The organism is Prauserella muralis (assembly GCF_003202285.1).
GTDB lineage: Bacteria > Actinomycetota > Actinomycetes > Mycobacteriales > Pseudonocardiaceae > Prauserella_B > Prauserella_B muralis.
Window position 1 is genome coordinate 1,560,594 of the sequence record NZ_MASW01000002.1, and the last position, 21,431, is coordinate 1,582,024.

Here is a 21,431-nt window from a genome sequence, read left to right on the forward strand (position 1 = left end):
GAATTACCCCGAATGCCGCAGGTCTATCCCGGCATCCAAGAACTCGCAGGTCACCGCCCCGCATTTGCCATGGTCAGGCACCATCGTGACGTGGATGTTGCGGTTCCGAAACGACGGGTGGACGCCGTCCCGGCACCCGTCTTGTTCGTTCTCAGCGGAATTTCGATGTACGTCGGCGCGGCGATCGCGGTGTGGTTGTTCGCCGCCGCTGCGCCGTCCGGAGTCGCCTGGCTGCGCTGCCTGGGCGCCGCGCTGATCCTGCTCGCGTGGCGCCGGCCGGGCCGCGCGGCGTGGCGCGGCAGGCCGCTGCTGCTGGCCGGTGCCTTCGGCGTGGTGACCGCAGGGATGAACGTGGTCTTCTACGAGGCGATCGCGCGCCTGCCGCTCGGCACCGTGGTGGCCATCGAGTTCGCGGGGCCGGTCACCGTCGCCGCGTTCGGCTCGCGTGGCCGCCGCGACATCGCCGCGCTGGTGTTGGTCGCCGCCGGTGTGGTGTGCATCGCCGACGTGCAATTGAGGGGGAGTCCCGCCGGGGTCGCCTTCGCGGTGGCCGCCGCCGCGGCGTGGGCGGGCTACATCGTGCTCGGCAGGCGCGTGGCGCTGGGCGGCAACGGTATCGACAGCCTCGCCGTGGGTTTCGCCGTGGCGACCGTGCTGCTCAGCCCGCTCGCGCTGGGCACGGGCCAGGTGTGGGGTTCGCCGCGGCTGCTGGCGCTGGGCATCGGGGTCGGCCTGCTCGCGACCGTGGTGCCGTACGTGCTCGACCAGGTGGTGCTGCGGCGGGTCGGGCAGGCCCGGTTCGCGCTGCTGCTGGCCCTGCTGCCGGTAACCGCCACCGTGATCGGCGTCCTCGTGCTGCGGCAGGTGCCGACGGTGCCGGAGGGCCTCGGCATCCTCGCCGTCGTGGCCGGCGTGGCGTTGCGTTCCCGCGAGCAGACCCGCGAGCCACACTAGGATGAGCCGATGACGAAGGCGGCGTCGGCGGCGGCCAAGGACCTGGCCGCCGCGGGTGTGAGCGGCGTGCACCTGGCCTGGGCCGACAACAACGGCATCCCGCGCTCGCGGATCGTGCCGATCGGCGGTCTCGCGGACGCCGCCACGCGCGGCGTGGGCGCCACCACCCTGTTCGCGGTGTTCGACACCCACGACCGCATCACCTACGGCCATCACGGGCTCGCCACGCCCTCCGGCGACGTCCGGCTGTTCCCGGTGATCGAGCGGCTGCGCAGGCTCGCCGGGCAGCCCGCGCTGGCGTGGGCGCCGGCCCGGCAGGTCGCCGTGGACGGTGCGCCGTGGCCGTACTGTCAGCGCGCCGCACTGCAGCGCCAGGTCGCCGAGGCCGGGAGGCGCGGGCTGGAGCTGCGTGCCGGTTTCGAGCTGGAGTTCTGCGTGACCCCGCTCGGCAGCGACGACATCGCGGCCGCTCCGGGGCACGCAGGGCCCGCCTACAGCCCGCACGCGCTGGTGCCGCTGGACCCGTTCGTCACCGCGCTGCTGCACGACTTCGAGGCCAATGGGCTCCGCCTCGGCCAGCTGCACGCCGAGTACGGGCTCGCGCAGCTGGAACTGAGCCTGCCCGTGACCGACCCGGTGTCGGCGGCCGACGACCAGTTGCTGGCCCGGCAGACCATCCATGCCGCCGCGCACGCGCACGGCCTGCGGGTGAGCTTCGCGCCGCTGGTGGCGCCCGCCGCCGCGGGCAACGGCTGGCACCTGCACACCTCGCTCTGGCGCAAGGGCCGCAACCTGCTCGCCGGGCCGGACGGGCCGCAGGGCGAGGGCGCGGCCTACCTCGCCGGACTGCTGCGCGACCTCGGGGCACTCACGGCGATCACCGCGCCCAGCGTGCCTTCCACCGCGCGGCTGCGGCCCGGCTACTTCGCCAGTGCGTACGCGTTCTGGGGGGTGGAGAACCGGGAGGCGCCGCTGCGTTACGTGCCCGGCTCACCGCTGCTCGGCGACGATCACGCCAACGTCGAGCTCAAGCCGTGTGACGCCTCGGCCAACCCCTACCTGGCGCTGGCCGCCGTGCTCGCGGCCGGGCTCGCCGGGATCGACGACGAGGTGCCGCTGCCGCGCCCGATCGAGGAGGATCCGGGTTCCTGGAGCGAGCACGAACGGCAGACCCTGGGCGTTGGCAGGCTGCCGGAATCGCCGTCGGCGCAGGCGGCCGCGCTCGCCGCCACCCCCCGGATCGGGGCGGCGCTGGGGCAGGAGCTGCTCGGTGCGTTCACGGCCGTGCGGGCCTCGGACGCCGAGTGGGCCGGGGAAAGGCCGTTGCACGAGATCGTGCGTGCCCATCTCTGGCGGTACTGACGCGTGACCCTGCTCGACGAGGTGCGCCTGCTGCCCGGTGCCGCCGAGGTGCTCGCCGCCGCCCGCGCCGAACTGCCGCAGAAGGACAACCTGTGCGGTGCGTTCACCGGCCTGGTGGCCCTGCGCGCTCACGGCGTCGCCGTCCCCGGCCAGGACGAGGTCGCGCTCGCCGCGGGCACCGTCCTGCCCACGGCGGCGGTACCGAGCCTGCCGCCCGGCGAGGCCGGCCGCTCCGACTACCGGGCGCCGCTGCCCGTCACCGGCGACCCGGCGCGGGCGGGAACGTCGGCCATCGGTGTCGCGCGCGCGGTGGAGCGGCTCGCCGGCGCGAGCCTGGCGGTGGTGCCCGCCTGCGGCGAGTGGACGGAGCAAGCGGTGCTGCGCCTGCTCGCCGGCGCGTATCGGCTCTCCCGCGTCGCGGTGATCGGCAATGTCGACACCGGTGCCTTCGCCGCCCACGACACACCCACGCGCGCCCTGCGTGACTACCTCGACACCGGGATCCCTCCACTGTGGATGTCTCGCTGGCGGGTGGGCCACTTCGTGCTCGTCGTCGGGGTGCTCAGCGGGTCCGAGGGCACGCTGGTGTCCATTGCGGACACCTATCCGTCGCTGGGACGGCGGGGCGTGCACCTGCAGCCCGCCGGGCACGTCGCCGCGGCGCTGCGCCGCGAGGGAATGGCGCCCGGTGGGCTGCTGCTGGTGGTGCCCGCGGCCGAAGCCCCCGCGGCCCGGGACGTGGTCGAGCGGGCGGGGCTACACCCGCGGCTGTGGGACAACGGCAGCCCCGCGCCCGCCGACTAGCTCGGCGGCGAGGTCCTAGCCGACCGGTTGCTGCGGCGTGCGCTTCGCCAAACGCGAGTGCCTGCGCCCGTAGAAGACGTAGATCAGCAGGCCGAGCAGGAGCCAGGCGGCGAAGCGCAGCCACGTCAGCACGTCGAGGTTCAGCATCAGGTACAGGCAGGCCAGCGCGGCCACGATCGGCAGCACCGGCGAGAACGGCACCCGGAACGGGCGGCGCAGATCCGGCCGCGTGCGCCGCAGCACCGGCACCGCGATGGCCACGATGATCATCGCGGAGAGCGCTCCGATGCTCACCATGTCGGCCAGCTCGCTGATCGGCACGAAGGCCGCCAGCAGCGCGATGAGCACCGCGCCGCCGATCGTCACGCGATGCGGTGTGCCCCAGCGCGGGTGCACCGTGCCGAGGGGCCGGGGCAGCAGGCCGTCGCGTCCCATCGCGTAGCCGATCCGCCCAATGGTCACCAGCTCGACCATCATCACCGAGGTCAGCCCGGTCACCGCCCCGAGCGAGATCAGCGCGCTCACCCAGTGTTGCCCGACGGAGCCGAACGCCGCGGCCAGCGGTGCGCCCTCGTCGATCTCGGTGAACGGCACCATGCCGGTGAGCACCAACGACACGCCGATGTAGAGCAGCGCGCACACGCCCAGCGCTCCGAGGATCCCCACCCGCAGGTCCTTGCTGGGCTTGCGGGTCTCCTCGCCGAGGTTGGCCAGCGCCTCGAAACCGGTGTAGGCGAAGAACACCACGGCCGCCGCCGTGAGCATCCCGGCCAGCCCGTACACCGACTGCTCGAGGCCCAGGGCCGCCTGCACCACCGGCTGGTGCAGCGCGCTCGCGCCGCTCTCGGCGGGACGCTCGGGCGGGACGAACGGCGTCAGGTTGGCGGCGGTGACGTAGAACGCGCCGACCGCGATCACCAGCACGCACACGGCCACCTTCACCACCACCAGCGTGTTCGTGAACATCGCCGACTGGCGGATGCCGAGCACGGCCACCACGGTGAGCGCGGCGATGATGACCACCGCGCCGACGTTGACCACCGCGTCCTCGCCGAACAGGTCCTGGGGAAGGCCCATGAGGTTGGCCAGGTAGCCGGACCAGCCCCGCGACACCACGGCCGCGCCGAGCGCGAACTCCAGCAACAGGTCCCAGCCGATGATCCAGGCGAACACCTCGCCGAGCGTGGCGAACGCGTAGGTGTAGGCGCTGCCCGCGGTCGGCACGCTGGAGGCCAGTTCGGCGTAACAGAGGGCAGCCAGACCGGCCACCACCGCACCGATGACGAACGACAGTGTCACGGCCGGGCCCGCGTGGTTCTTCGCCTCCACCCCGGCAAGCGTGAAGATCCCGGTGCCGATGATGATGCCGACACCGAATCCGACGAGATCCCGGCCGCGCAGCCGTCGCTTCAGTTCGCCCGATTCCTGGCGTTTGAGCACTTCGTCGACATCGAGGGTCCGGAACACACTCACCGGGCCACGGTAGGCCAGACGCGCGAGTGCCGCCGGTCAGCGTCCGCGTGGTTTGACGTGAGTCACGCCAGTTCGCCCGCCAGCAGCGCCGCTTGCACCCGGGACTGCAGGTTCAGTTTCCCGAGCACCCGTGACACGTGCGTCTTCACGGTCGTCTCGCCGATGAACAGCTTCCTGGCGATCTCGGCGTTGGACAGTCCCTCGCCGAGGCACGCGAGCACGTCCCGTTCCCGGTCGGTGAGCAGTTCCAGCCCGGCCGGTGGCGCGGACGGCGGCGCCCCGGCGGCGAACGCGGCGATGAGCCTGCGGGTCACCTGTGGCGCGACGACACCCTCTCCGGCAGCCACCAGCCGCACGGCCTCCACCAGCCTTGGCGCTTCCACCGACTTCAGCAGGAACCCCGCCGCGCCCGCCCGCAGCGCGCCGTAGACGTACTCGTCGAGGTCGAACGTGGTGAGCACCAGCACGTCGCCCAGGCCCTGCGCCACCAGTTCCCGGGTGGCGGCGATGCCGTCCACGTCTGGCATGCGCACATCCATGAGCGTCACGTCCGGTCGCAACGCGCGTGCCTGCCGGACCGCCGCCGCGCCGTCGGCGGCCTCGCCGACCACCTCGATGCCCTCGGCGCCGGACAGGATCATCACGATGCCGGCACGGATCGCACCGTGATCGTCGGCGACCACCACGCGGATGCTCATGAGCGGACCCTCCCCACGGGCAGCACCGCACGCACCCGCCAGCCGTGCCCTGCCGGGCCCGCGGACAGCGAGCCGCCGACCGCCTGCGCGCGCTCGCGCATGCTCAGCAGGCCGGTGCCCTGTCCCTTTCCGTCCTGCGTGCCGGTCAGCTCGTTGACCACCTCGACGGTGAGCTCATCGTCGGCGCGCCGCACCGTCACCGTGGCCGAGGAGCCCGGGGCGTGCCGGACGGCGTTGGTCAGCGCCTCCTGCGCGATCCGGTACGCGGCCAGATCGACGGCCGCCGGCAGGCCGGGCTCGCCGCCGAGTTCACTGTGGACCTCCACCCGCATCCCGCTCGCCCTGGCCGACTCCACCAGTTTGGACAGCGCCGACAGCCGCGCGGGCGCGGTCGTCTCGGCGGACTCGCCTGTCCGCAGCAGCCCGATCATCGCTCGCATCTCCTCCAGTGCGCTGACGCTGTTCTCCCGCACCGAGCGCAGCACCGTGCCCGCTGCCGTGGGGTCCGGTGTGGACAGCGCGGCCTCCGACTGCAGTGCGATCGCCGACAGGTGCCCCGCGATCACGTCGTGCAGGTCGCGCGCCATGCGGGCGCGCTCGGCGGCGACGGCCGCGTCGCGGTCCAGCTCGGCGATGCGCGCGAGCCGGGCGGCCGCCTCCCGTTCGGTCTCGGCGAGCTCCCGGTGCTGGCGGATGTTGGTGGCCCACCACACCGGGACGGCCACGAACGGCACGTACACCACCACCACGAGTACGGCCGTGCGCCAGTCGGCGGTGAGCACCAGCGCCCCGACGGTGACGGCGAGGGAACCGGCGGCCGCGACGGTGACCAGCACCCGGTTCGCCCGCCGGGAGCCGTAGAGGGTGACGGCGTAGAGATGGTCGGTGAACGCGAGCAGCACGGGCACCGTGGGGCCGAGGGCGATGTCGGCGGCCAGCGGCACGGCGGCAAGGCACAGTCCCGTTGCCGGGGCACGCCGCCGCAGCAGCAGCGGGGCGGCCACCGCGACCAGCAGCGTGTGGCGGCCCCAGCCGGGAACCGGGTCGTGGCCCGCGAACGCATGCATGTCCGCCGCGTACAGGGCGCTGCCGCCCGCGACGAAGGCCACCGCCACGAGCAGGTCCTGGGCGAAACCCGGCAGGGCGCGGTAGGTGGAGAGCACGCTCAGCCGCACGGATCCATCACAGCACACCGGCGCGGCGCGCTGCCTCCTCCGAACTGATGACGGCGCGGTCGTGCGCTCCGCCGACGCGTGGCTTCCGCGGCACGGCGCAGGCTGGGCGGCATGGTCGAGTTACTGGGAATCCTGCTGACCGTGCAGGGCGTCGGGGGCTTCGTCAACCGGGTCGCGGGCGGGGAGTCGAAGAGCTGGTTCGTGCAGCTGCACGTGCTGCCGGAGAGCCTGCACATCCCGGCCAGCATCGTGCTGGCGCTCGTCGGCGGGGTGCTCGCCTTCGCCGGTGGCAGCAGGCGCAGGAAGGACTCGCCGCGGTCGTGAGCAGGTCGCGCACGAGACGAAGCGGCCGGCCCGAGATGGTCTCGGACCGGCCGCCGCGTGCCGGGTGTCTACGGACGTCAGTCCAGGTAGTCCCGCAGCACCTGCGAGCGCGACGGGTGCCGCAGCTTGGACATCGTCTTGGACTCGATCTGCCGGATGCGCTCGCGGGTCACGCCGTAGACCTGGCCGATCTCGTCTAAAGTCCTCGGCTGCCCGTCGGTGAGCCCGAAGCGCAGCCGGACCACGCCCGCCTCGCGCTCGGACAGCGTCTGCAGCACGGACTGGAGCTGGTCCTGTAGCAGCGTGAACGACACGGCGTCGACCGCGACAACGGCCTCGCTGTCCTCGATGAAGTCGCCGAGCTGCGAGTCGCCCTCGTCGCCGATGGTCTGGTCGAGCGAGATCGGCTCCCGTGCGTACTGCTGGATCTCCAGGACCTTCTCCGGGGAGATGTCCATCTCCTTCGCGAGCTCCTCGGGGGTGGGCTCGCGGCCGAGGTCCTGCAGCAGCTCACGCTGGATGCGGCCGAGCTTGTTGATGACCTCGACCATGTGCACCGGGATGCGGATGGTGCGGGCCTGGTCGGCCATGGCGCGGGTGATGGCCTGCCGGATCCACCAGGTGGCGTAGGTGGAGAACTTGAAGCCCTTGGTGTAGTCGAACTTCTCGACCGCGCGGATCAGGCCCAGGTTGCCTTCCTGGATGAGGTCCAGGAACGCCATGCCACGGCCGGTGTAGCGCTTGGCCAGCGACACCACCAGGCGCAGGTTGGCCTCCAGCAGGTGGCTCTTGGCCCGCTCGCCGTCACGCACGATCCACTTGAGGTCGCGCCGCATCTGCGTGCTGAGCTTCTCGCCCTCGTCCTCCGCGACGCGGAGCCGCTCCGCGGCGTAGAGCCCGGCCTCGATCCGCTTGGCGAGCTCGACCTCCTCCTCCGCGTTGAGCAGGGCGACCTTGCCGATCTGCTTGAGGTAGGCACGCACCGAGTCGGCCGAGGCCGTCAGCTCGGCGTCCTTGCGGGCCTGCCGCAGCGCCTCCGACTCCTCCTCGTCCCAGACGAAGTCGGGGTCGTTGGCGCGGGACTTGGCGGCCGGCTCCTCCTCGGCCTCCTCGACCTCGGCTTCCTCCGTCACCGTGGCGTCGACGACGTCGACCTCCACCGCGTCCACGTCGAGGTCGGACAGGTCGACATCCTCCAGTTCGGCCGCGTCGATGTCCTCGCCGAGCTCCGAGGCCTCGCCCTTGGTCTTCGGCTTCTCGGCCTTGGTGTTCTTGCGCGTCCGCGTGGACTTGGCAGGGGCCTTCTTGGCGGCCGGCTTCCGGCCTGCCGACTTCGCGTCCGGCGCGGCCGTCCCGTTCGCGTCCGCCGTGTCGTCGGCTGTCGCTTGCTTGGCGGCGCTCGTTGTCTTCGTCCCGCTTCGGGTTGCGGTCTTTGCGGCTGCCACGTACGCCCTTTCGCAGCGGTCGATCATGACGAACCGAGACGCGGCGGTCCCGGCTGCCTTAGATTCGGGGAACACACCCTGGCCTGCGGTTTTGCCTCCCGCCTCCAGGGCCGTGTTCCATTGTAACGACGATGGGCCGCGGCGTGCCCAAGCGATCAACTTTCCGCGTGCCCGTGCCGGGTGGCGGATCAGTGTTCGATGCCCTCCACGGCGGCGGCCGCCGCGCCCACGATCCCGGCGTTGTTCTGCAATGATGCGACGACGACGCGGGTCCGGATGTCGAGCAGCGGCACCCATTTCTCGGACTTCTTGCTGACGCCCCCGCCCACGATGAACAGGTCCGGCCAGATCAGGTTCTCGAGCACAGTCAGGTAACGATCCACGCGCTTGGCCCAGTCCGGGTAGGAAAGCCCCTCGTTGTCCTTCACCGAGGCCGCCGCCTTCTTCTCGGCGTCGTGTCCGTCGACCTCCAGGTGACCGAATTCCGTATTGGGCACGAGTTTGCCGTCGTGGAACAACGCGCTGCCGATGCCGGTGCCGAAGGTCAGCAGTGCCACGACCCCGGTGCGTCCCGCCGGGTCGCCGAAGCGCATCTCGGCCATGCCCGCGGCGTCGGCGTCGTTGAGCATCGCCACGTCGTCGACGTGGCGGCCGAGCCGCTCGGCGAACAGCCCGTCGGCGTCCGTGCCGATCCAGCTGGGGTCGATGTTCGCCGCCGTCTGGGCCACACCCTTCTTGATCACCGCGGGCAGCGTGATGCCCACCGGGCCTTCCCAGTCGAAGTGCCGCACGATCTCGGCGACGACCTCGGCGACTGCGGCGGGCGTCGCGGGCTGCGGCGTGTCGATCCGCAGCCGGTCGCCGATGAGCCGGCCCTCCGCCAGGTCGACAAGGGCGCCCTTGATGCCGCTGCCGCCGATGTCGATGCCGAAACCCCGGGTCGCCGTCATTGGCGTCGTCCCTTCCTTCTCGATTCAGAAAGTCACCGGACGAAGACTCTAGCCGTGTTCCGTGGGGCGAGACCCACAGCCCAGCCCGACGGCGGCCGTCGCGGCGCCGGATGTGATCCCATGGTGGTGTGGAATCTGCCGAGCCAGACCTGGCCATCCTGACCGAGACCGCCGAGCGCGTGGCCACCGAGGCCGCCGAACTGGTGCGGGACGCCCGTGAGTCCATGCTCGCCGGTCGTGCCGTGACCGTCGACACCAAGACCAGCACGACCGACGTGGTGACCGCCGTCGACCACGAGTCCGAGCGGCTCATCCGCGCCCGGCTCGCCGAGCTGCGCCCTGGCGAGCCGGTGCTGGGCGAGGAGGGCGGCCACGAGGGGACCTCGGGCGCGCCGGGCACCGCGGTGACGTGGGTGGTCGACCCGATCGACGGCACCGTCAACTTCCTCTACGGGCTGCCCGAGTTCGCCGTGTCCGTGGCCGCGCAGGTCGACGGTGTCTCGGTCGCCGGTGCGGTCGTGGAGCCCGTGAGCGGGCGCCGGTGGACCGCCACCCGGGGCGCCGGATCGTGGCTGGACGGCAGGCGGCTGGCCGTGTCCGCGCCCGAGCGGCTCGACCTCGCCCTCGTGGGCACCGGGTTCGCCTACGTGCCCGAGCGGCGCGCCCGGCAGGCGGAGCTGGTGGCGGGCCTGCTCGGCCACGTGCGCGACATCCGCAGGCCCGGCTCGGCGGCGCTGGACCTGTGCGCGGTGGCGGCGGGCTGGACGGACGCCTACTTCGAGCACGGCCTGCACCGCTGGGACTGGGCCGCGGCGGCGCTGGTGGCCACCGAGGCGGGCGCGGTGGTGTCGCTGCCCGGCGAGGATCCGGAACTGGGCGCGGACGGCACGCTCGCGGCGGCGCCACCCATCGCCGAGGCCCTGCGCGCGGTACTCGTCAAGTGCGGCGCGGGAGCCGTCTAGCGCCGGAGCTCCCCAATGCCACATTCGTAGCGCTCAACTTCCCCAATGCGGCATTCGTAGCGTTGGACGCCACCAATGCCACATTGGGGAGCTTCTAGCAGTGGGTGGGGGCGGTTTCCTCGAGCAGTTGCTCGTCGATGTCGGGGCGGCCGCCCTGGGACGCCTCGCTGTTGCCGGTGCCGGCGTTCTCGGCCGACCAGGCGGCGAGCTGGTCGAGCACGTCGTGCGCCGCGGCCGTCGGGCGGGTGTCGTTGTAGGTGGTGCCGATGGCCAGGTCCACCGTGGCGTCCTTGCGGTTGTCCCGTACCAGCTGCAGGCACGGGTCGATGAGCTGCATCGTGCGGGCGGCGCCGGCGCCGTTCTCGCCGAACCGGATCTGGCCGTGGCAGTCGGCCTCGGTGTTGCTGTAGGCGGGGTCGTTCTCCGGCTCGGCGATCCGGGTGAAGCCGAGCTCGCGCAGCGCGGCCGTCGTCATGGCCGCCTCGCCGCGCAGCCCGCTGGCGTTGAGCACTCGCAGCGGGATCCGGTCCGGCGGCGTCAGCGGTGTGCCCTCGAGCGCGTCGAAGGACAGCGGCTCGTACGTCACGCCCTGCGGCGGCACGGGCTTCGGCTCGCAGCGGATGGCTTCGTTGATGTCGTCGGTGCTCGTGATCGCGTTGAACCAGACGAACGTCGCGACGGCGCCCAGCAGGCCGATCACGATGAGGGCGGGCAGCGGCTTGCGCTTGCGGTACCCCTTCGGTTTCCGGCCGAAGCCCCCGATCCCCGACACCAGTGCGCCGTCCCTTCCCGAAACCCATGCCCGAGCGTGTGCCTGCCTGTACCGACACCGTCGTTACAGATCAGCCTAGGCGTTACATGACGAGGCGCCGGAAGCGCCATCGGATGGCACCATGGCGTCACCCGACCGGGCAAGCGGACACGGCCGTTACGCAGCCCGCCGATACCGAGCCGCAACCCGAACGGCGTAAGCGCAGCTCATACCCGGATTAGCCCTGTCGAGTGACGTCGCTGCGGGCTGGGCTAACCCGCTTCGAGTCCGGGTATCTCGTGGGCTACCCTCTCCGGGCTCCGGGCGAAGATCGGAAGTCTCAAGATAGAGACCTCTCTCACTGTCGTTTCGGGCACAAACACGGGCGCTGGAACGTTGACCAGCGGCACGGAAGGACTCGCGAGCGGGGTGACGCCCGCGGACCGGGTCCCGAACTGGTATCGAAGCTGATCGCAGGGGTGAAGGACAATGGCGACCGACTACGACGCTCCGCGTCGCAGCGAAGCCGACGAGCTTGCCGAAGACTCGTTGGAGGAGCTGAAGGCACGGCGGAACGAGACGCAGTCCGGCGTGGTCGACGTTGACGAGGACGCGACCGCGGAGAATTTCGAGCTTCCCGGGGCCGACCTTTCCGGGCTTTCCGGTGAGGACCTGACCGTGAAGGTCGTGCCGAAGCAGGCCGACGAGTTCACCTGCTCGGTGTGTTTCCTGGTGCACCACCGCAGCCGGCTGGCCGAGGAATCGGGCGGCCAGCTGATCTGCCGCGACTGCGCCTGATCCGGCGCGGCGCGGCCGTACGCGGGGTGGCGGACACCCGGAGGGGTTCACAGGTTCAGCGAACGGGTGGTCGAGCGCGCGCTCGACCACCCGGTTTGTTCTGGTCAGCCGGGTTCGCGGGCACCGGTGTCGTCCGCCGCGCGCCGCGCGGCGGCGTGCTCACGCAACACGGTGGCGAGCCGCTCGGGATGGCGGGTGCTGATGAGCCAGTACGGCGTGGGGTCGTCGGGGTCGGTCAGGTGCAGCCGCACGAGAGTGGGAACCCAGCCGCGATGCACCACGAACGCGGCAGGGTCGAGCTCGGGACCCATGGCCTTGCGCTTGCCCTGCTTGCCGACCGTCTCCACCTCGCCGACGTAGCGCAACGGCAGGTGGGCGTCGCCCACCCACAGTTCGGGGTCGTCGCCGCCGGTGACGCGCACGGTGGTGCGCCCCATGCTCAGCAGCAGCGCGACGGCCAGCGGCAGCATCACCACGTACGGCAGCCACGCGCGCACGCCCGGGTAGCCCATGTGGATCTCGGCGGCGAGCAGCGCGGCGCCGAGCAGCGGCAGCGGCCAGCCCCACCACGTCACGTAGAGGCGCTCGGTGAACAGCGCCGCGCCCTTCGATCCCGCAGGTGTACTGGTGCCCACGGCACCAGGGTAGTCTCGCGTGTCGTGTCCAGCGTGCAGGTCCTTCTCACTCGACTCGACCCCGACGTCCCGCTGCCGTCCTACGCGCGGCCCGGTGACGCGGGCGCCGACCTCGTGACCACCTCCGACGTCGTGCTGCCGCCGGGGGAGCGGACCGTGGTCGGCACCGGCGTGGCCATCGCGCTGCCGGAGGGCTATGCCGGGTTCGTGCACCCGCGTTCGGGCCTGGCGGCCCGGGTGGGACTCTCGATCGTCAACACCCCGGGCACCATCGACGCCGGTTACCGCGGCGAGATCCGGGTCTGCCTGGTCAACCACGATCCGGTGGAGCCGGTGAAGCTCGCCAGGGGCGACCGGATCGCGCAGCTCGTCGTGCAGCGAGTCGAACACGCGGAGTTCGTCGAGGTCGCGGAACTCGAAGCGACGGAGCGAGGAGCGGGTGGCTACGGTTCGACCGGTGGGCACGCCGCCCTCGGAACGGAGTAGCAGTGGGGATTTTCAGGCGGAAGCGCCGGGATGAGCCCGAGCCCGACGGTCTCGCCGACGTCGAGGCCGGCCAGTACGACCAGGACGAAGAGTACGACCAGGACGACGCGGGCGAGGAGTACGACCAGTACGACGAGCCCGACGGTGACGACACCGGCTACGAGGCGCAGGAGTCCGGACCGTTCGACGCCGCCGACGCGCCCGAGGACGGGCTGCCGCGCATGGACCTCGGCTCGGTGCAGGTGCCGGTGCCGGACGGGTCGCAGGTCCAGGTCGAGATGGACCAGGCGAGCGGCAACGTCCGCGCGGTGCACGTGGTGACCACGCACGGCCAGGTCACCGTGAGTGCCTACGCCGCTCCGCGCTCGGGCGGGCTGTGGCGGGAGGTCAGCTCCGAGCTGGCCGAGCAGCTGCGCTCCGACGGCGCGCAGGTGACCTCGGGCCGGGGCGAGTGGGGCCTCGAACTGTCCGCGATCGTCGGTGAGGTGGCGCTGCGGTTCGTCGGGGTCGACGGCCCCCGCTGGATGCTGCGCGGGGTGATCGCGAGCCCGCAGTCGCAGGCCGCCCAGGCACCCGCCGTGCTCAGGGACATCGTGCGCGACACGATCGTGGTGCGAGGCGACAACCCGATGCCGGTGCGCACCCCGCTGCCGATCCAGCTGCCGGAGGCCGTCGCCGCGCACATCGCCGAGCAGCAGGGTCAGCAGGGGTGAAACGGCGCGTCGCGGCGTTCTAGAGTGGGCGGATGCCGACCTCCGCCGAATGGCTGATCTTCCTGGGCACGGCCACCCTCTTCGCGGTGACCCCCGGCCCCGGCATCCTCTACGTGCTCGCGCGCAGCCTGCGCGGCGGCAGGGGAGAGGGCCTTCGCTCGGCCCTCGGCAACGGGATCGGCGCGTCGATGCACGTCGTCGCGGCGGCGCTCGGGCTGTCGGCGCTGCTGGCCACCTCGACGGTGGCCTTCACCATCGTCAAGTTCGCCGGTGCCGCCTACCTGGTGTTCCTCGGTCTGCACGCCATCCTGAAGCGGCACGACGAGGGCCCCTCGGCCGGCGGCGACGCCACGGCGGCCCGCCGCTGGGCGTCGTCACCGCTGGTGCAGGGCATCCTCACCGAGCTGCTCAACCCCAAGACGGCGTTGTACTTCATGGCGCTGCTTCCCCATTTCGTGCACCCGGAGACCGCGCCGGCCCCGCTGGTGTTCCTGCTGCTGGGCCTGATCGCCCTGGGCATGACCGTGCTCGCCGACCTCGCCGTCGCGCTGTTCGCGGGCACGCTCGGGGCGCGGCTGCTGGCCAGCCCCCGGTGGCGGATCCGGCAGCGCGTCGCCAGCGGGCTGACGATGATCGGCCTCGGCGGCTTCGTCGCCGTCGCCGAGTAGCCGCACCGGCGCACGTCTACCCGCGGGCGCGCAGCCACGCGAGCACCGCCGCCCGCCCCAGCGCCTCACGGTCGGCGCCGAACGCGGCGAGCGTCGTCTCGCAGAGCGCCGCGCGCGGCAGAGCGGCCGCCCACGCCCGCGCCACCGGCAGCGGATGCACCGGGTCGTCGGCGCACGCGGCGATGCCCACGGGCACCTCCAGCGCCGCCAGGTCGGCCAGTTCGGGCGCCGGGTGCGCCGCGGCGGCGCGCAGGCTGTCCGCCAGCCCGGCTCCGTGCCGCCGCCAGGCCCGGGTCAGCTCCGCGGCCAGCCACGGCGCCACCCCCTCGACCGAGGCGGCCAGCGCCGCGGTCAGCCCGGCGCGGGCCACGAGGTCGGCGGAGTGACGGGCGGCGACGGCAGCGGGAGCCCTGTCAGCGGCGCCGTTCCACGCGGGCAGCGCCGCCAGGACCCCGGCACACCGCCGCGGGTTGCGCAGGGCCCACTCGGTGGCCATGTGGGCGCCCAGCGAGATGCCGCCCACGAGGACGGGCCCGCCCGCCCGCTCCGCCGCCGCGTCGAGTGCGGCGAGGCCGCCGGTCACCACCGCCGCGCCCGGCGCGGGCGCCGGGGTGGTCAGGGTGATGCCGAACGCGGCAAGCGGCCCGGCGAACACCGAGCGTACGAACACCTCGTCGGAGCCCGTTCCGGGCAGCAGAACGGCGGCAGGGTGCGGCATAACGGACGTCACGTTGCGATCCTGACGCAAGTCCGCTTCCCTTGCTCCGGCAGAGCTACGCTGAACATCGCACGGGCCGTTTACAAGTCGGGGGCCCCGGAGCACAGGAGCAGAGGCGCCTATGTCCGCCAAAGACGGCGGCTACTTCAGCCGGCTGGTTCGCAAGCTGACCAGTGACATCGAGACGTTGGACGCCGACGACCTCTCGGAGAAGTCGGAGGCCGGTGGTGCGCAGCGGGCGTGCGACTGCCGCTCGGGCGAGGAAGTGACCGTGCTCGGCAGACTCCGCAGTGTCGAGCTGTGCCCGGCCAACGAGGTCGCTACCCTGGAGGCGGAGCTGTTCGACGGCACGGACGACGTGACGCTGGTGTGGCTCGGCCGTCGCCGCATTCCCGGCATCGAACCCGGCCGTACCATCAAGGCGCGCGGCCGGATGGCCGAACGCAATGGCCAGAAGGTTCTGTACAACCCGTACTACGAACTGCTGCAGACGACCTGACGAACCAGAGAGTGTCCGCGCGTGACTGAGCCCGACCGCGACCGCACCGGCGAGCAGACCGACCCAGCGGGGGAGCCCGCTGCCACGCGCGAGGAGCCGGAGCGGCAGCCCACCCTGCTGGAGCAGATGGGTGGGCTGTCCGGGCTGTTCTACTCCGCCGTCCCGGTCATCGTGTTCGTGCTCGCGAACTCGCTGTTCGGTCTCACGGTCGCCATCTGGAGCGCGGTGGGCAGCGCCGTGGCCATCACCGTCCTGCGCCTGGTGCGCAGGGAGCCGATCCAGCCCGCGATCTCCGGCTTCTTCGGGGTGGCCATCGCGGCGTTCATCGCCTACCGCACGGGCTCGGCCAAGGGCTTCTTCCTGTTCGGCATCTGGGCCAGCCTGGTGTACTGCGGGGTGCTGGTGCTGTCGGTCCTGGTGCGCAGGCCGCTGGCCGGCGTGGTGTGGAGCTACCTCAACGGCACCGGCAGCGCCTGGCGCAAGGACAAGCAGTCGCGCTTCGGCTACGACGTGGCCACGCTCGCCCTGGCGGCGATGTTCGCCGCGCGGTTCGTCGTGCAGCGCTGGCTCTACCAGGAGGACTACACCGGCTGGCTCGCCTTCGCCAAGATCGCGATGGGCTACCCGCTGTACGCGCTGGTGCTGCTCGTCGTGGTGTGGGCCGTGCGGCGCTCGGACAAGCGGCTCAAGGAGCTGGCCGAGGTCGAGGAGAGCGACGCCGAGGTGGAGGCCCGCCTGCGGGTGAAGTACGGCCAGCCGCCGCCTCAGCAGGCGTGAGGGGCCCCGCGGGACGGTTGACCGCAGAGGCCCCGGCCCACTCGTTCGCCCGGCGCGCTCAGTAGCCGAGCGCCCTGCGGATCTCCGGCTCCACGTCGCTCGGGGAGACGAACAGCAGCTCGTCGCCCGCCTCCAGCGGGTCGTCCGGCTGGGGGACGATCACGCGGTCGCCGCGCAGGATCGTCACCAGCGCGGCGTCGCGGGGCAGGGCGATGTCGCGGACCGGCTTGCCGGCCAGCGGCGTCTCCGCGGGCAGGGTCAGCTCCACGAGGTTGGCCTGGCTCTGCCGGAACGTCATCAGGCGCACCAGGTCGCCGACGCTGACGGCCTCCTCCACCATCGCCGCCAGCATGCGCGGCGTCGACACGGCCACGTCCACACCCCAGCTCTCGTTGAACAGCCACTCGTTGGCCGGGTTGTTCACCCTCGCCACCACGCGGCGCACCGCGAACTCCGTCTTGGCCAGCAGGGCCACCACGAGGTTGACCTTGTCGTCACCGGTCGCGGCGATCACGACGTCGCACAGCTCGATGCCGGAGTCCTCCAGCGTCGAGACCTCGCACGCGTCGCCGAGCACCCAGTCGGCCTGCGGCACGGTCTCCGGGGTGAACTGCCCGGACTGCCGCTCGATGAGCATCACCGTGTGCCCTGCCTCGATGAGCTCCGACGCGATGGAGCGGCCCACCGCGCCCGCGCCCGCGATCGCGACCCGCATCAGCTCTCCTCCTCGGGTGCCCGCGCCGCCACGCTCGTGACGTCGGTGACGGTGCCGGACTGCGCGGCGGCGTAGACGTCGTCGTCGGCCTGCAACACGGTCTTGTCGTCGGGCAGGACACCGGTCCCGAACCGCATGATGAACGCCACCCGGCAGCCGGTCGCCGCCTGCAGGTCCCGCACGCTGCGGCCGATCCAGCCCTCGTGCAGTGGCAGCTGCAGCAGGGCGACCGTCCCGGTGGGCTCGCGCCACGACGTGGCCACGCCGTCGGGCAGCAGGGTGCGCAGGAACCGGTCGGTGGTCCAGGGCACGGTCGCCACCGTCGGGATGCCGAGCCGCTCGTACACCGCGGCCCGCTTGGGGTCGTAGATGCGGGCGACGACGTGTTCGACACCGAAGTTCTCGCGGGCCACACGGGCCGAGATGATGTTCGAGTTGTCGCCACTGGACACGGCCGCGAACGCGCCCGCGCGCTCGATGCCGGCCTCGGTGAGCACCTGCCGGTCGAAGCCGATGCCCACGACCTGCTGGCCGTGGAAGTCGCTGCCGAGTCTGCGGAAAGCCTCCCGGTCCCTGTCGATGACGGCGACCTCGTGACCGAGCCGTTCGAGCGCCGCGGCCAGGGACGCGCCGACCCGGCCGCACCCCATGATCACCACGTGCACGCCTGCCTCCTCCAGTGTGTCGGTGCCAGCGCCGAACCTACCCCGCAGCGAACGCGCCGCGTGTTCAGGTCAGGCCACCCGAACGGCGTAGATTTCACGAATTTGCGAAAGTTGGGAAATGTTAGAGTGAAATGAGACGAGACAGGAGGATCATGGCCGACGCGAGCGATCCCGCCGAGCGCATGGCGCTCATCCTCACCCGCGGGGGCATGCAGCGCATGACAGCGCGCGTGCTGTGCGCGGTGCTCTTCGCCGACCAGGAGACCATCACGGCGGGCGAGATCGCCGAACGGCTGGTCGTGAGCGCGGGCGCGGTCTCGGGTGCCATCAAGATGCTGGAGCCGGTCGGCATGATCGAACGGGCGCCCGTGCCGGGCAGCCGCCGCGACCACTACCGCTTCCCCGACGACGGCTGGCAGCGGATGATGTCGGCGCAGAACCGGGTCGTCGACGAGATGCTGCAGGCCGCCGAGGAGGGCATCAAGCAGGTGGCCGAGGGCGGCCCCGCCGAACGCAGGCTCGCCGACATGCGGGACTTCTACGGCTATCTGATGGCCGAGCTGCCCGCACTGATCGAGCGTTGGCAGCGCGACCGGGCCCAGGCCTGATCGGCTTCGCACCCCGACGATTACGCTCCAGCCGTGTCCAAGTTCGCCACCGCGACGAAACGGCTCGTCCTGGGCCGTCCCTTCCGCAGCGACCGGCTCGCCCACACGCTGCTTCCGAAGCGGATCGCGCTGCCGGTGTTCGCGTCCGACCCCATGTCGAGCGTGGCCTACGCGCCGGAAGAGATCCTGCTCATGCTCTCCGTCGCGGGCGCCTCGGCCTACGTCTACAGCCCGTGGATCGGGCTCGTCGTGGCACTGGTCATGGTGGCCGTGGTGGCGTCGTACCGGCAGAACGTGCGCGCCTACACCTCCGGCGGCGGCGACTACGAGGTGGCGACCGTCAACCACGGGCCACGCTGGGGCCTGGCGGTCGGCAGTGCCCTGCTCGTCGACTACATCCTCACCGTGGCCGTGTCGATCGCCTCGGCCGCGGCGAACATCGGCTCGGCCGTGCCGTTCGTCGCCACTCACAAGGTGGCCTTCGCCGTCGCCGCGATCCTGCTGCTGATGGCGGTGAACCTGCGCGGCGTGCGGGAGTCGGGCACCGCCTTCGCGATCCCGTCCTACGCCTTCGTCGCCGGCATCCTCGCCATGATCCTGTGGGGTGCGATCCAGACGTTCGTGCTCGGCGACGCGCCGCGCGCCGAGAGCGCCGATCTGGAACTGGTGGCCGAGGAGCACCACCTCACCGGGTTCGCCTTCGTCTTCCTGATCCTGCGCGCGTTCTCCTCCGGCAGTGCGGCGCTGACCGGCGTGGAGGCCATCGCCAACGGGGTGCCCGCGTTCCGCAAGCCCAAGGGCCGCAACGCCGCGACCACGCTGCTGATGATGGGCACCCTGGCCATCACGATGTTTCTGGGGCTGCTGTTCCTGGCCAACGTCACCGGCGCCGTGATGGCCGAGCACCCCGGCGAGCAGCTGATCAACGCCCCGGAGGGCTACGAGCAGAAGACCCTCGTCGCCCAGCTCGCCGGTGCGGTGTTCGCCGGCTTCCCTCCCGCCATGTGGTACGTCATCTTCTTCACCGGGCTGATCCTGGTGCTGGCGGCCAACACGGCGTTCAACGGCTTTCCGGTGCTGGGCTCGATCCTGGCGCAGGACCGCTTCCTGCCGCGGCAGCTGCACACCCGCGGCGACCGGCTCGCGTTCAGCAACGGCATCCTGTTCCTCGCCGGGTTCGCCATCGTGCTGGTGATCGCGTTCAACGCCGAGGTGACCGCCCTCATCCAGCTCTACATCGTGGGCGTGTTCGTGTCGTTCGTGCTGAGCCAGAGCGGCATGATCCGGCACTGGAACCGCCTGCTGCGTACCGAGACCGACCCGGCGGCGCGACGGCGGATGCGCCGGGCACAGGCGATCAACTCGTTCGGCCTGTTCATGACCGCATCGGTGCTCGTGGTGATCTTGGTCACCAAGTTCCTGGCCGGCGCGTGGATCTCGATCGTGTCGATGGCGGCCATCTACTTCCTCATGGGCGCCATCCGCAAGCACTACGACCGGGTCGCCCAGGAACTGAAGGAGGACGAGAGCGAGCCGGTGACCCTGCCCGCGCGCAACCACGCGATCGTGCTGGTCTCCCAGCTGCACCGGCCGACCCTGCGCGCGCTCGCCTACGCGAAGGCCACGCGGCCCGACATCCTGGAGGCGGTGACGGTCAATGTGGACGATGCCGACACGCGCAGGCTCGTGGACTCGTGGGACAAGCACGGTTTCTCGATCCCGCTCAAGGTCGTGGAGTCGCCCTACCGGGAGGTGACGAGGCCCGTGCTCGACTACGTGCGCCGGATCCGTGGCGACCACCCGCGTAACGTCGTCACCGTGTTCATTCCGGAGTACGTCGTGGGGCACTGGTGGGAGCAGCTGCTGCACAACCAGAGCGCTCTGCGGCTCAAGGGCAGGCTGCTGTTCCAGTCACGGGTGATGGTGACGAGCGTGCCGTGGCAGCTGGAGTCCTCCAAGTACGCGTCCAGGCGCGCGGAGGCGGCCCATCCGGTGGCCGGTGACGTGCGCAGGGGCCTGTTCGACCTCACGCGCGGGCCGGACGGCGGCGGCAAGGGCCAGGGTTCCGGGCGGTGAAACAGGACTGGACGGGCCGGGAGCTGGAGCTGGACGTCGGCGCCGTCGCCCACGGCGGGCACTGCGTGTCCCGGGTGGAGGGCCGGGTCGTGTTCGTACGGCATGCGCTGCCGGGGGAGCGGGTGGTCGCCAGGGTCACCGAGGACGCGGGAAAGTCGTTCTGCCGCGCCGACGCCGTGCGCGTGCTGCGTGCGTCGGAGGACCGCGTGACGCCGCCGTGCCCGGTGGCGGGCCCCGGCCTGTGCGGCGGCTGCGACTGGCAGCACGCGACCCCGGCCGCGCAGCGGGCGCTCAAGGCCGCGGTCGTGGCCGAGCAGCTGGAGCGGCTGGCGGGGATCACGTGGCCGGTGGAGGTGGAGGACCTGCCGGGGGGCGCGCTGCGCTGGCGGACCCGGGTGCGGTTCGTGGCGGGCCGCGACGGCAGGCCGGGCCTGCGGGCGCATCGCAGCCACCGCGTGATCCCGCTGGAGGACTGCCCCATCACCGCGCGTGCCGCGGCCGGGGCCGGCCTGGCCAGGAGGGCCCGGCCGGGTGGCGAGGTGGAGGTCACCGAGGACGCCGCGGGAACCGTGCACGTGCGCCGTGACGGCAGGCAGCTCCGGGGCGGGCTGGCCGCCGAGCGGGCGGCGGGCCGGGACTGGCGGCTGGCGGCCCACGGCTTCTGGCAGGTGCATCCCGAGGCTGCGGAGACGTTCGCCGCCGTCGTGGGCGAGTGGGCCGCGGCGGCCACCGGAGCCCGGGCGTGGGACCTCTACGCCGGGGTGGGTCTCTTCGCGTCCGTGCTCGCCGAGCAGGTGGGCCCGGCGGGGTCGGTGCTGGCGGTGGAGTCGGGCCGCCGCGCGGTGGCCGACGGCGAGCGCAACCTCGCCGAGTTGCCGCAGGTGCAGTGGCGCTGCGGCCGGGTGGAGGACGTGCTGTCCGATCCGGACACCGGGGACGCCCGTGCCGACGTCGTGGTGCTCGACCCGCCGCGCAAGGGAGCGGGCCGCGAGGTGGTGGAGGCGATCGCCGCCGCCGGGGCCGAACGGGTGGTGTACGTGGCGTGTGACCCGGCGGCGCTGGCCCGGGACGTGGCGACGTTCGCCCAGCACGGCTACCGCCTGCAGCGGCTGAGGGCCTTCGACGCGTTCCCGATGACCCACCACGTGGAGTGTCTCGCGCTGCTCGTCCGCTGA

24 protein-coding genes are annotated in these 21,431 nt (G+C 72.0%); 14 read left to right on the forward strand and 10 right to left on the reverse strand.

Annotated elements, in window-relative coordinates; genetic code table 11:
- The first annotated feature begins 165 nt into the window (after positions 1–165).
- Genes BAY60_RS18550 through BAY60_RS18560 form a run of 3 tightly spaced genes read left to right on the forward strand, consistent with a single transcriptional unit; the run spans position 166 to position 3,120 of the window.
- Positions 166–954, forward strand: coding sequence for an EamA family transporter (locus tag BAY60_RS18550; RefSeq protein ID WP_425466478.1), 789 nt, complete (start codon positions 166–168; stop codon positions 952–954).
- A gap of 9 nt (positions 955–963) precedes the next feature.
- On the forward strand, positions 964–2,316 hold the full coding sequence (locus BAY60_RS18555; protein WP_112282152.1) for a type I glutamate--ammonia ligase: 1,353 nt from the start codon (positions 964–966) through the stop codon (positions 2,314–2,316).
- Between the two features lie 3 nt (positions 2,317–2,319).
- Positions 2,320–3,120 carry a DUF6885 family protein gene (locus tag BAY60_RS18560; protein WP_112282153.1) on the forward strand — a complete coding sequence of 267 codons (801 nt, stop codon included), beginning with the start codon at positions 2,320–2,322 and terminating at the stop codon, positions 3,118–3,120.
- Positions 3,121–3,135: 15 nt separating this feature from the next.
- On the opposite strand, the gene BAY60_RS18565 is transcribed toward BAY60_RS18560, so the two are convergent.
- From BAY60_RS18565 to BAY60_RS18575, 3 genes are all read right to left on the reverse strand, one after another.
- Positions 3,136–4,593 carry an amino acid permease gene (locus tag BAY60_RS18565; RefSeq protein ID WP_112282154.1) on the reverse strand — a complete coding sequence of 486 codons (1,458 nt, stop codon included), beginning with the start codon at positions 4,591–4,593 and terminating at the stop codon, positions 3,136–3,138.
- A 62-nt stretch (positions 4,594–4,655) separates the two neighbouring features.
- Entirely contained in the window at positions 4,656–5,291 is a 636-nt protein-coding gene (locus BAY60_RS18570; RefSeq protein WP_112282155.1) for a response regulator, read from the reverse strand.
- A complete protein-coding gene (locus BAY60_RS18575; RefSeq protein WP_112282156.1) occupies positions 5,288–6,466 on the reverse strand; it encodes a sensor histidine kinase in 1,179 nt (392 codons plus the stop codon). The genes BAY60_RS18570 and BAY60_RS18575 overlap by 4 nt, the downstream gene beginning before the upstream one ends.
- A gap of 78 nt (positions 6,467–6,544) precedes the next feature.
- Between BAY60_RS18575 and BAY60_RS18580 the strand changes: the two genes are divergently transcribed.
- Positions 6,545–6,790, forward strand: coding sequence for a hypothetical protein (locus BAY60_RS18580; protein WP_245992605.1), 246 nt, complete (start codon positions 6,545–6,547; stop codon positions 6,788–6,790).
- Positions 6,791–6,867: 77 nt separating this feature from the next.
- On the opposite strand, the gene BAY60_RS18585 is transcribed toward BAY60_RS18580, so the two are convergent.
- Together BAY60_RS18585 and ppgK are read right to left on the reverse strand one after the other, a co-directional pair.
- Entirely contained in the window at positions 6,868–8,235 is a 1,368-nt protein-coding gene (locus tag BAY60_RS18585) for an RNA polymerase sigma factor (protein ID WP_112282477.1), read from the reverse strand.
- Positions 8,236–8,423: 188 nt separating this feature from the next.
- A complete protein-coding gene (gene ppgK / locus BAY60_RS18590; protein WP_112282157.1) occupies positions 8,424–9,185 on the reverse strand; it encodes a polyphosphate--glucose phosphotransferase in 762 nt (253 codons plus the stop codon).
- A 128-nt stretch (positions 9,186–9,313) separates the two neighbouring features.
- Here ppgK and BAY60_RS18595 point away from each other — a divergent pair, with 128 nt between their 5' ends.
- Positions 9,314–10,147, forward strand: a complete 834-nt coding sequence (locus BAY60_RS18595) for an inositol monophosphatase family protein (RefSeq protein ID WP_112282158.1) — start codon at positions 9,314–9,316, stop codon at positions 10,145–10,147.
- Between the two features lie 94 nt (positions 10,148–10,241).
- On the opposite strand, the gene cei is transcribed toward BAY60_RS18595, so the two are convergent.
- Positions 10,242–10,919: an envelope integrity protein Cei gene (gene cei, locus BAY60_RS18600; protein WP_342769774.1), complete on the reverse strand. Its 678-nt coding sequence runs from the start codon at positions 10,917–10,919 to the stop codon at positions 10,242–10,244.
- Positions 10,920–11,387: 468 nt separating this feature from the next.
- On the opposite strand from cei, the gene BAY60_RS18605 reads away from it, so the two are divergent.
- Positions 11,388–11,696: a DUF4193 domain-containing protein gene (locus BAY60_RS18605; protein ID WP_112282159.1), complete on the forward strand. Its 309-nt coding sequence runs from the start codon at positions 11,388–11,390 to the stop codon at positions 11,694–11,696.
- Positions 11,697–11,800: 104 nt separating this feature from the next.
- Here the strand turns inward: BAY60_RS18605 and BAY60_RS18610 are convergent, their stop codons facing one another.
- Entirely contained in the window at positions 11,801–12,331 is a 531-nt protein-coding gene (locus tag BAY60_RS18610) for a DUF3093 domain-containing protein (protein WP_112282160.1), read from the reverse strand.
- A 24-nt stretch (positions 12,332–12,355) separates the two neighbouring features.
- Here BAY60_RS18610 and dut point away from each other — a divergent pair, with 24 nt between their 5' ends.
- The 3 genes from dut to BAY60_RS18625 are packed head-to-tail and all read left to right on the forward strand — an operon-like array spanning position 12,356 to position 14,198.
- Positions 12,356–12,817: a dUTP diphosphatase gene (gene dut / locus BAY60_RS18615; RefSeq protein ID WP_112282161.1), complete on the forward strand. Its 462-nt coding sequence runs from the start codon at positions 12,356–12,358 to the stop codon at positions 12,815–12,817.
- 2 nt (positions 12,818–12,819) lie between these two features.
- Positions 12,820–13,530: a DUF3710 domain-containing protein gene (locus BAY60_RS18620; RefSeq protein ID WP_112282162.1), complete on the forward strand. Its 711-nt coding sequence runs from the start codon at positions 12,820–12,822 to the stop codon at positions 13,528–13,530.
- A gap of 32 nt (positions 13,531–13,562) precedes the next feature.
- On the forward strand, positions 13,563–14,198 hold the full coding sequence (locus BAY60_RS18625) for a LysE family translocator (protein WP_112282163.1): 636 nt from the start codon (positions 13,563–13,565) through the stop codon (positions 14,196–14,198).
- Between the two features lie 16 nt (positions 14,199–14,214).
- Here the strand turns inward: BAY60_RS18625 and BAY60_RS18630 are convergent, their stop codons facing one another.
- Positions 14,215–14,928: an alpha/beta hydrolase gene (locus BAY60_RS18630; RefSeq protein ID WP_245992606.1), complete on the reverse strand. Its 714-nt coding sequence runs from the start codon at positions 14,926–14,928 to the stop codon at positions 14,215–14,217.
- A gap of 109 nt (positions 14,929–15,037) precedes the next feature.
- Here BAY60_RS18630 and BAY60_RS18635 point away from each other — a divergent pair, with 109 nt between their 5' ends.
- Positions 15,038–15,415, forward strand: a complete 378-nt coding sequence (locus BAY60_RS18635; RefSeq protein WP_112282165.1) for an OB-fold nucleic acid binding domain-containing protein — start codon at positions 15,038–15,040, stop codon at positions 15,413–15,415.
- A 126-nt stretch (positions 15,416–15,541) separates the two neighbouring features.
- On the forward strand, positions 15,542–16,192 hold the full coding sequence (locus BAY60_RS18640; protein WP_112282479.1) for a DUF3159 domain-containing protein: 651 nt from the start codon (positions 15,542–15,544) through the stop codon (positions 16,190–16,192).
- A 58-nt stretch (positions 16,193–16,250) separates the two neighbouring features.
- On the opposite strand, the gene BAY60_RS18645 is transcribed toward BAY60_RS18640, so the two are convergent.
- Positions 16,251–16,907 (reverse strand): potassium channel family protein, encoded by a 657-nt coding sequence (locus BAY60_RS18645; protein ID WP_112282166.1) that lies wholly within the window; start codon positions 16,905–16,907, stop codon positions 16,251–16,253.
- Positions 16,907–17,572 (reverse strand): potassium channel family protein, encoded by a 666-nt coding sequence (locus BAY60_RS18650; protein ID WP_112282167.1) that lies wholly within the window; start codon positions 17,570–17,572, stop codon positions 16,907–16,909. The genes BAY60_RS18645 and BAY60_RS18650 overlap by 1 nt, the downstream gene beginning before the upstream one ends.
- Before the next feature lie 152 nt (positions 17,573–17,724).
- Here BAY60_RS18650 and BAY60_RS18655 point away from each other — a divergent pair, with 152 nt between their 5' ends.
- From BAY60_RS18655 to BAY60_RS18665, 3 genes are read left to right on the forward strand one after another with little or no spacing between them, the layout of a single operon-like run.
- Positions 17,725–18,180, forward strand: coding sequence for a GbsR/MarR family transcriptional regulator (locus BAY60_RS18655; RefSeq protein ID WP_112282168.1), 456 nt, complete (start codon positions 17,725–17,727; stop codon positions 18,178–18,180).
- A gap of 33 nt (positions 18,181–18,213) precedes the next feature.
- Positions 18,214–20,256 (forward strand): APC family permease, encoded by a 2,043-nt coding sequence (locus BAY60_RS18660; RefSeq protein WP_112282169.1) that lies wholly within the window; start codon positions 18,214–18,216, stop codon positions 20,254–20,256.
- On the forward strand, positions 20,253–21,431 hold the full coding sequence (locus tag BAY60_RS18665; RefSeq protein ID WP_112282170.1) for a class I SAM-dependent RNA methyltransferase: 1,179 nt from the start codon (positions 20,253–20,255) through the stop codon (positions 21,429–21,431). Before BAY60_RS18660 ends, BAY60_RS18665 begins: the two co-directional genes overlap by 4 nt.

Excerpts from the sequence above, each read along its gene's own strand:
- BAY60_RS18640 (WP_112282479.1), top strand. The coding sequence starts at position 15,542 with ATGGGTGGGCTGTCCGGGCTGTTCTACTCCGCCGTCCCGGTCATCGTG.
- BAY60_RS18555 (WP_112282152.1), top strand. The coding sequence starts at position 964 with ATGACGAAGGCGGCGTCGGCGGCGGCCAAGGACCTGGCCGCCGCGGGT.
- BAY60_RS18635 (WP_112282165.1), top strand. The coding sequence starts at position 15,038 with ATGTCCGCCAAAGACGGCGGCTACTTCAGCCGGCTGGTTCGCAAGCTG.
- BAY60_RS18570 (WP_112282155.1), bottom strand. The coding sequence starts at position 5,291 with ATGAGCATCCGCGTGGTGGTCGCCGACGATCACGGTGCGATCCGTGCC.
- BAY60_RS18645 (WP_112282166.1), bottom strand. The coding sequence starts at position 16,907 with ATGCGGGTCGCGATCGCGGGCGCGGGCGCGGTGGGCCGCTCCATCGCG.
- BAY60_RS18550 (WP_425466478.1), top strand. The coding sequence starts at position 166 with ATGTACGTCGGCGCGGCGATCGCGGTGTGGTTGTTCGCCGCCGCTGCG.
- BAY60_RS18625 (WP_112282163.1), top strand. The coding sequence starts at position 13,563 with ATGCCGACCTCCGCCGAATGGCTGATCTTCCTGGGCACGGCCACCCTC.
- BAY60_RS18655 (WP_112282168.1), top strand. The coding sequence starts at position 17,725 with ATGGCCGACGCGAGCGATCCCGCCGAGCGCATGGCGCTCATCCTCACC.
- BAY60_RS18605 (WP_112282159.1), top strand. The coding sequence starts at position 11,388 with ATGGCGACCGACTACGACGCTCCGCGTCGCAGCGAAGCCGACGAGCTT.
- ppgK (WP_112282157.1), bottom strand. The coding sequence starts at position 9,185 with ATGACGGCGACCCGGGGTTTCGGCATCGACATCGGCGGCAGCGGCATC.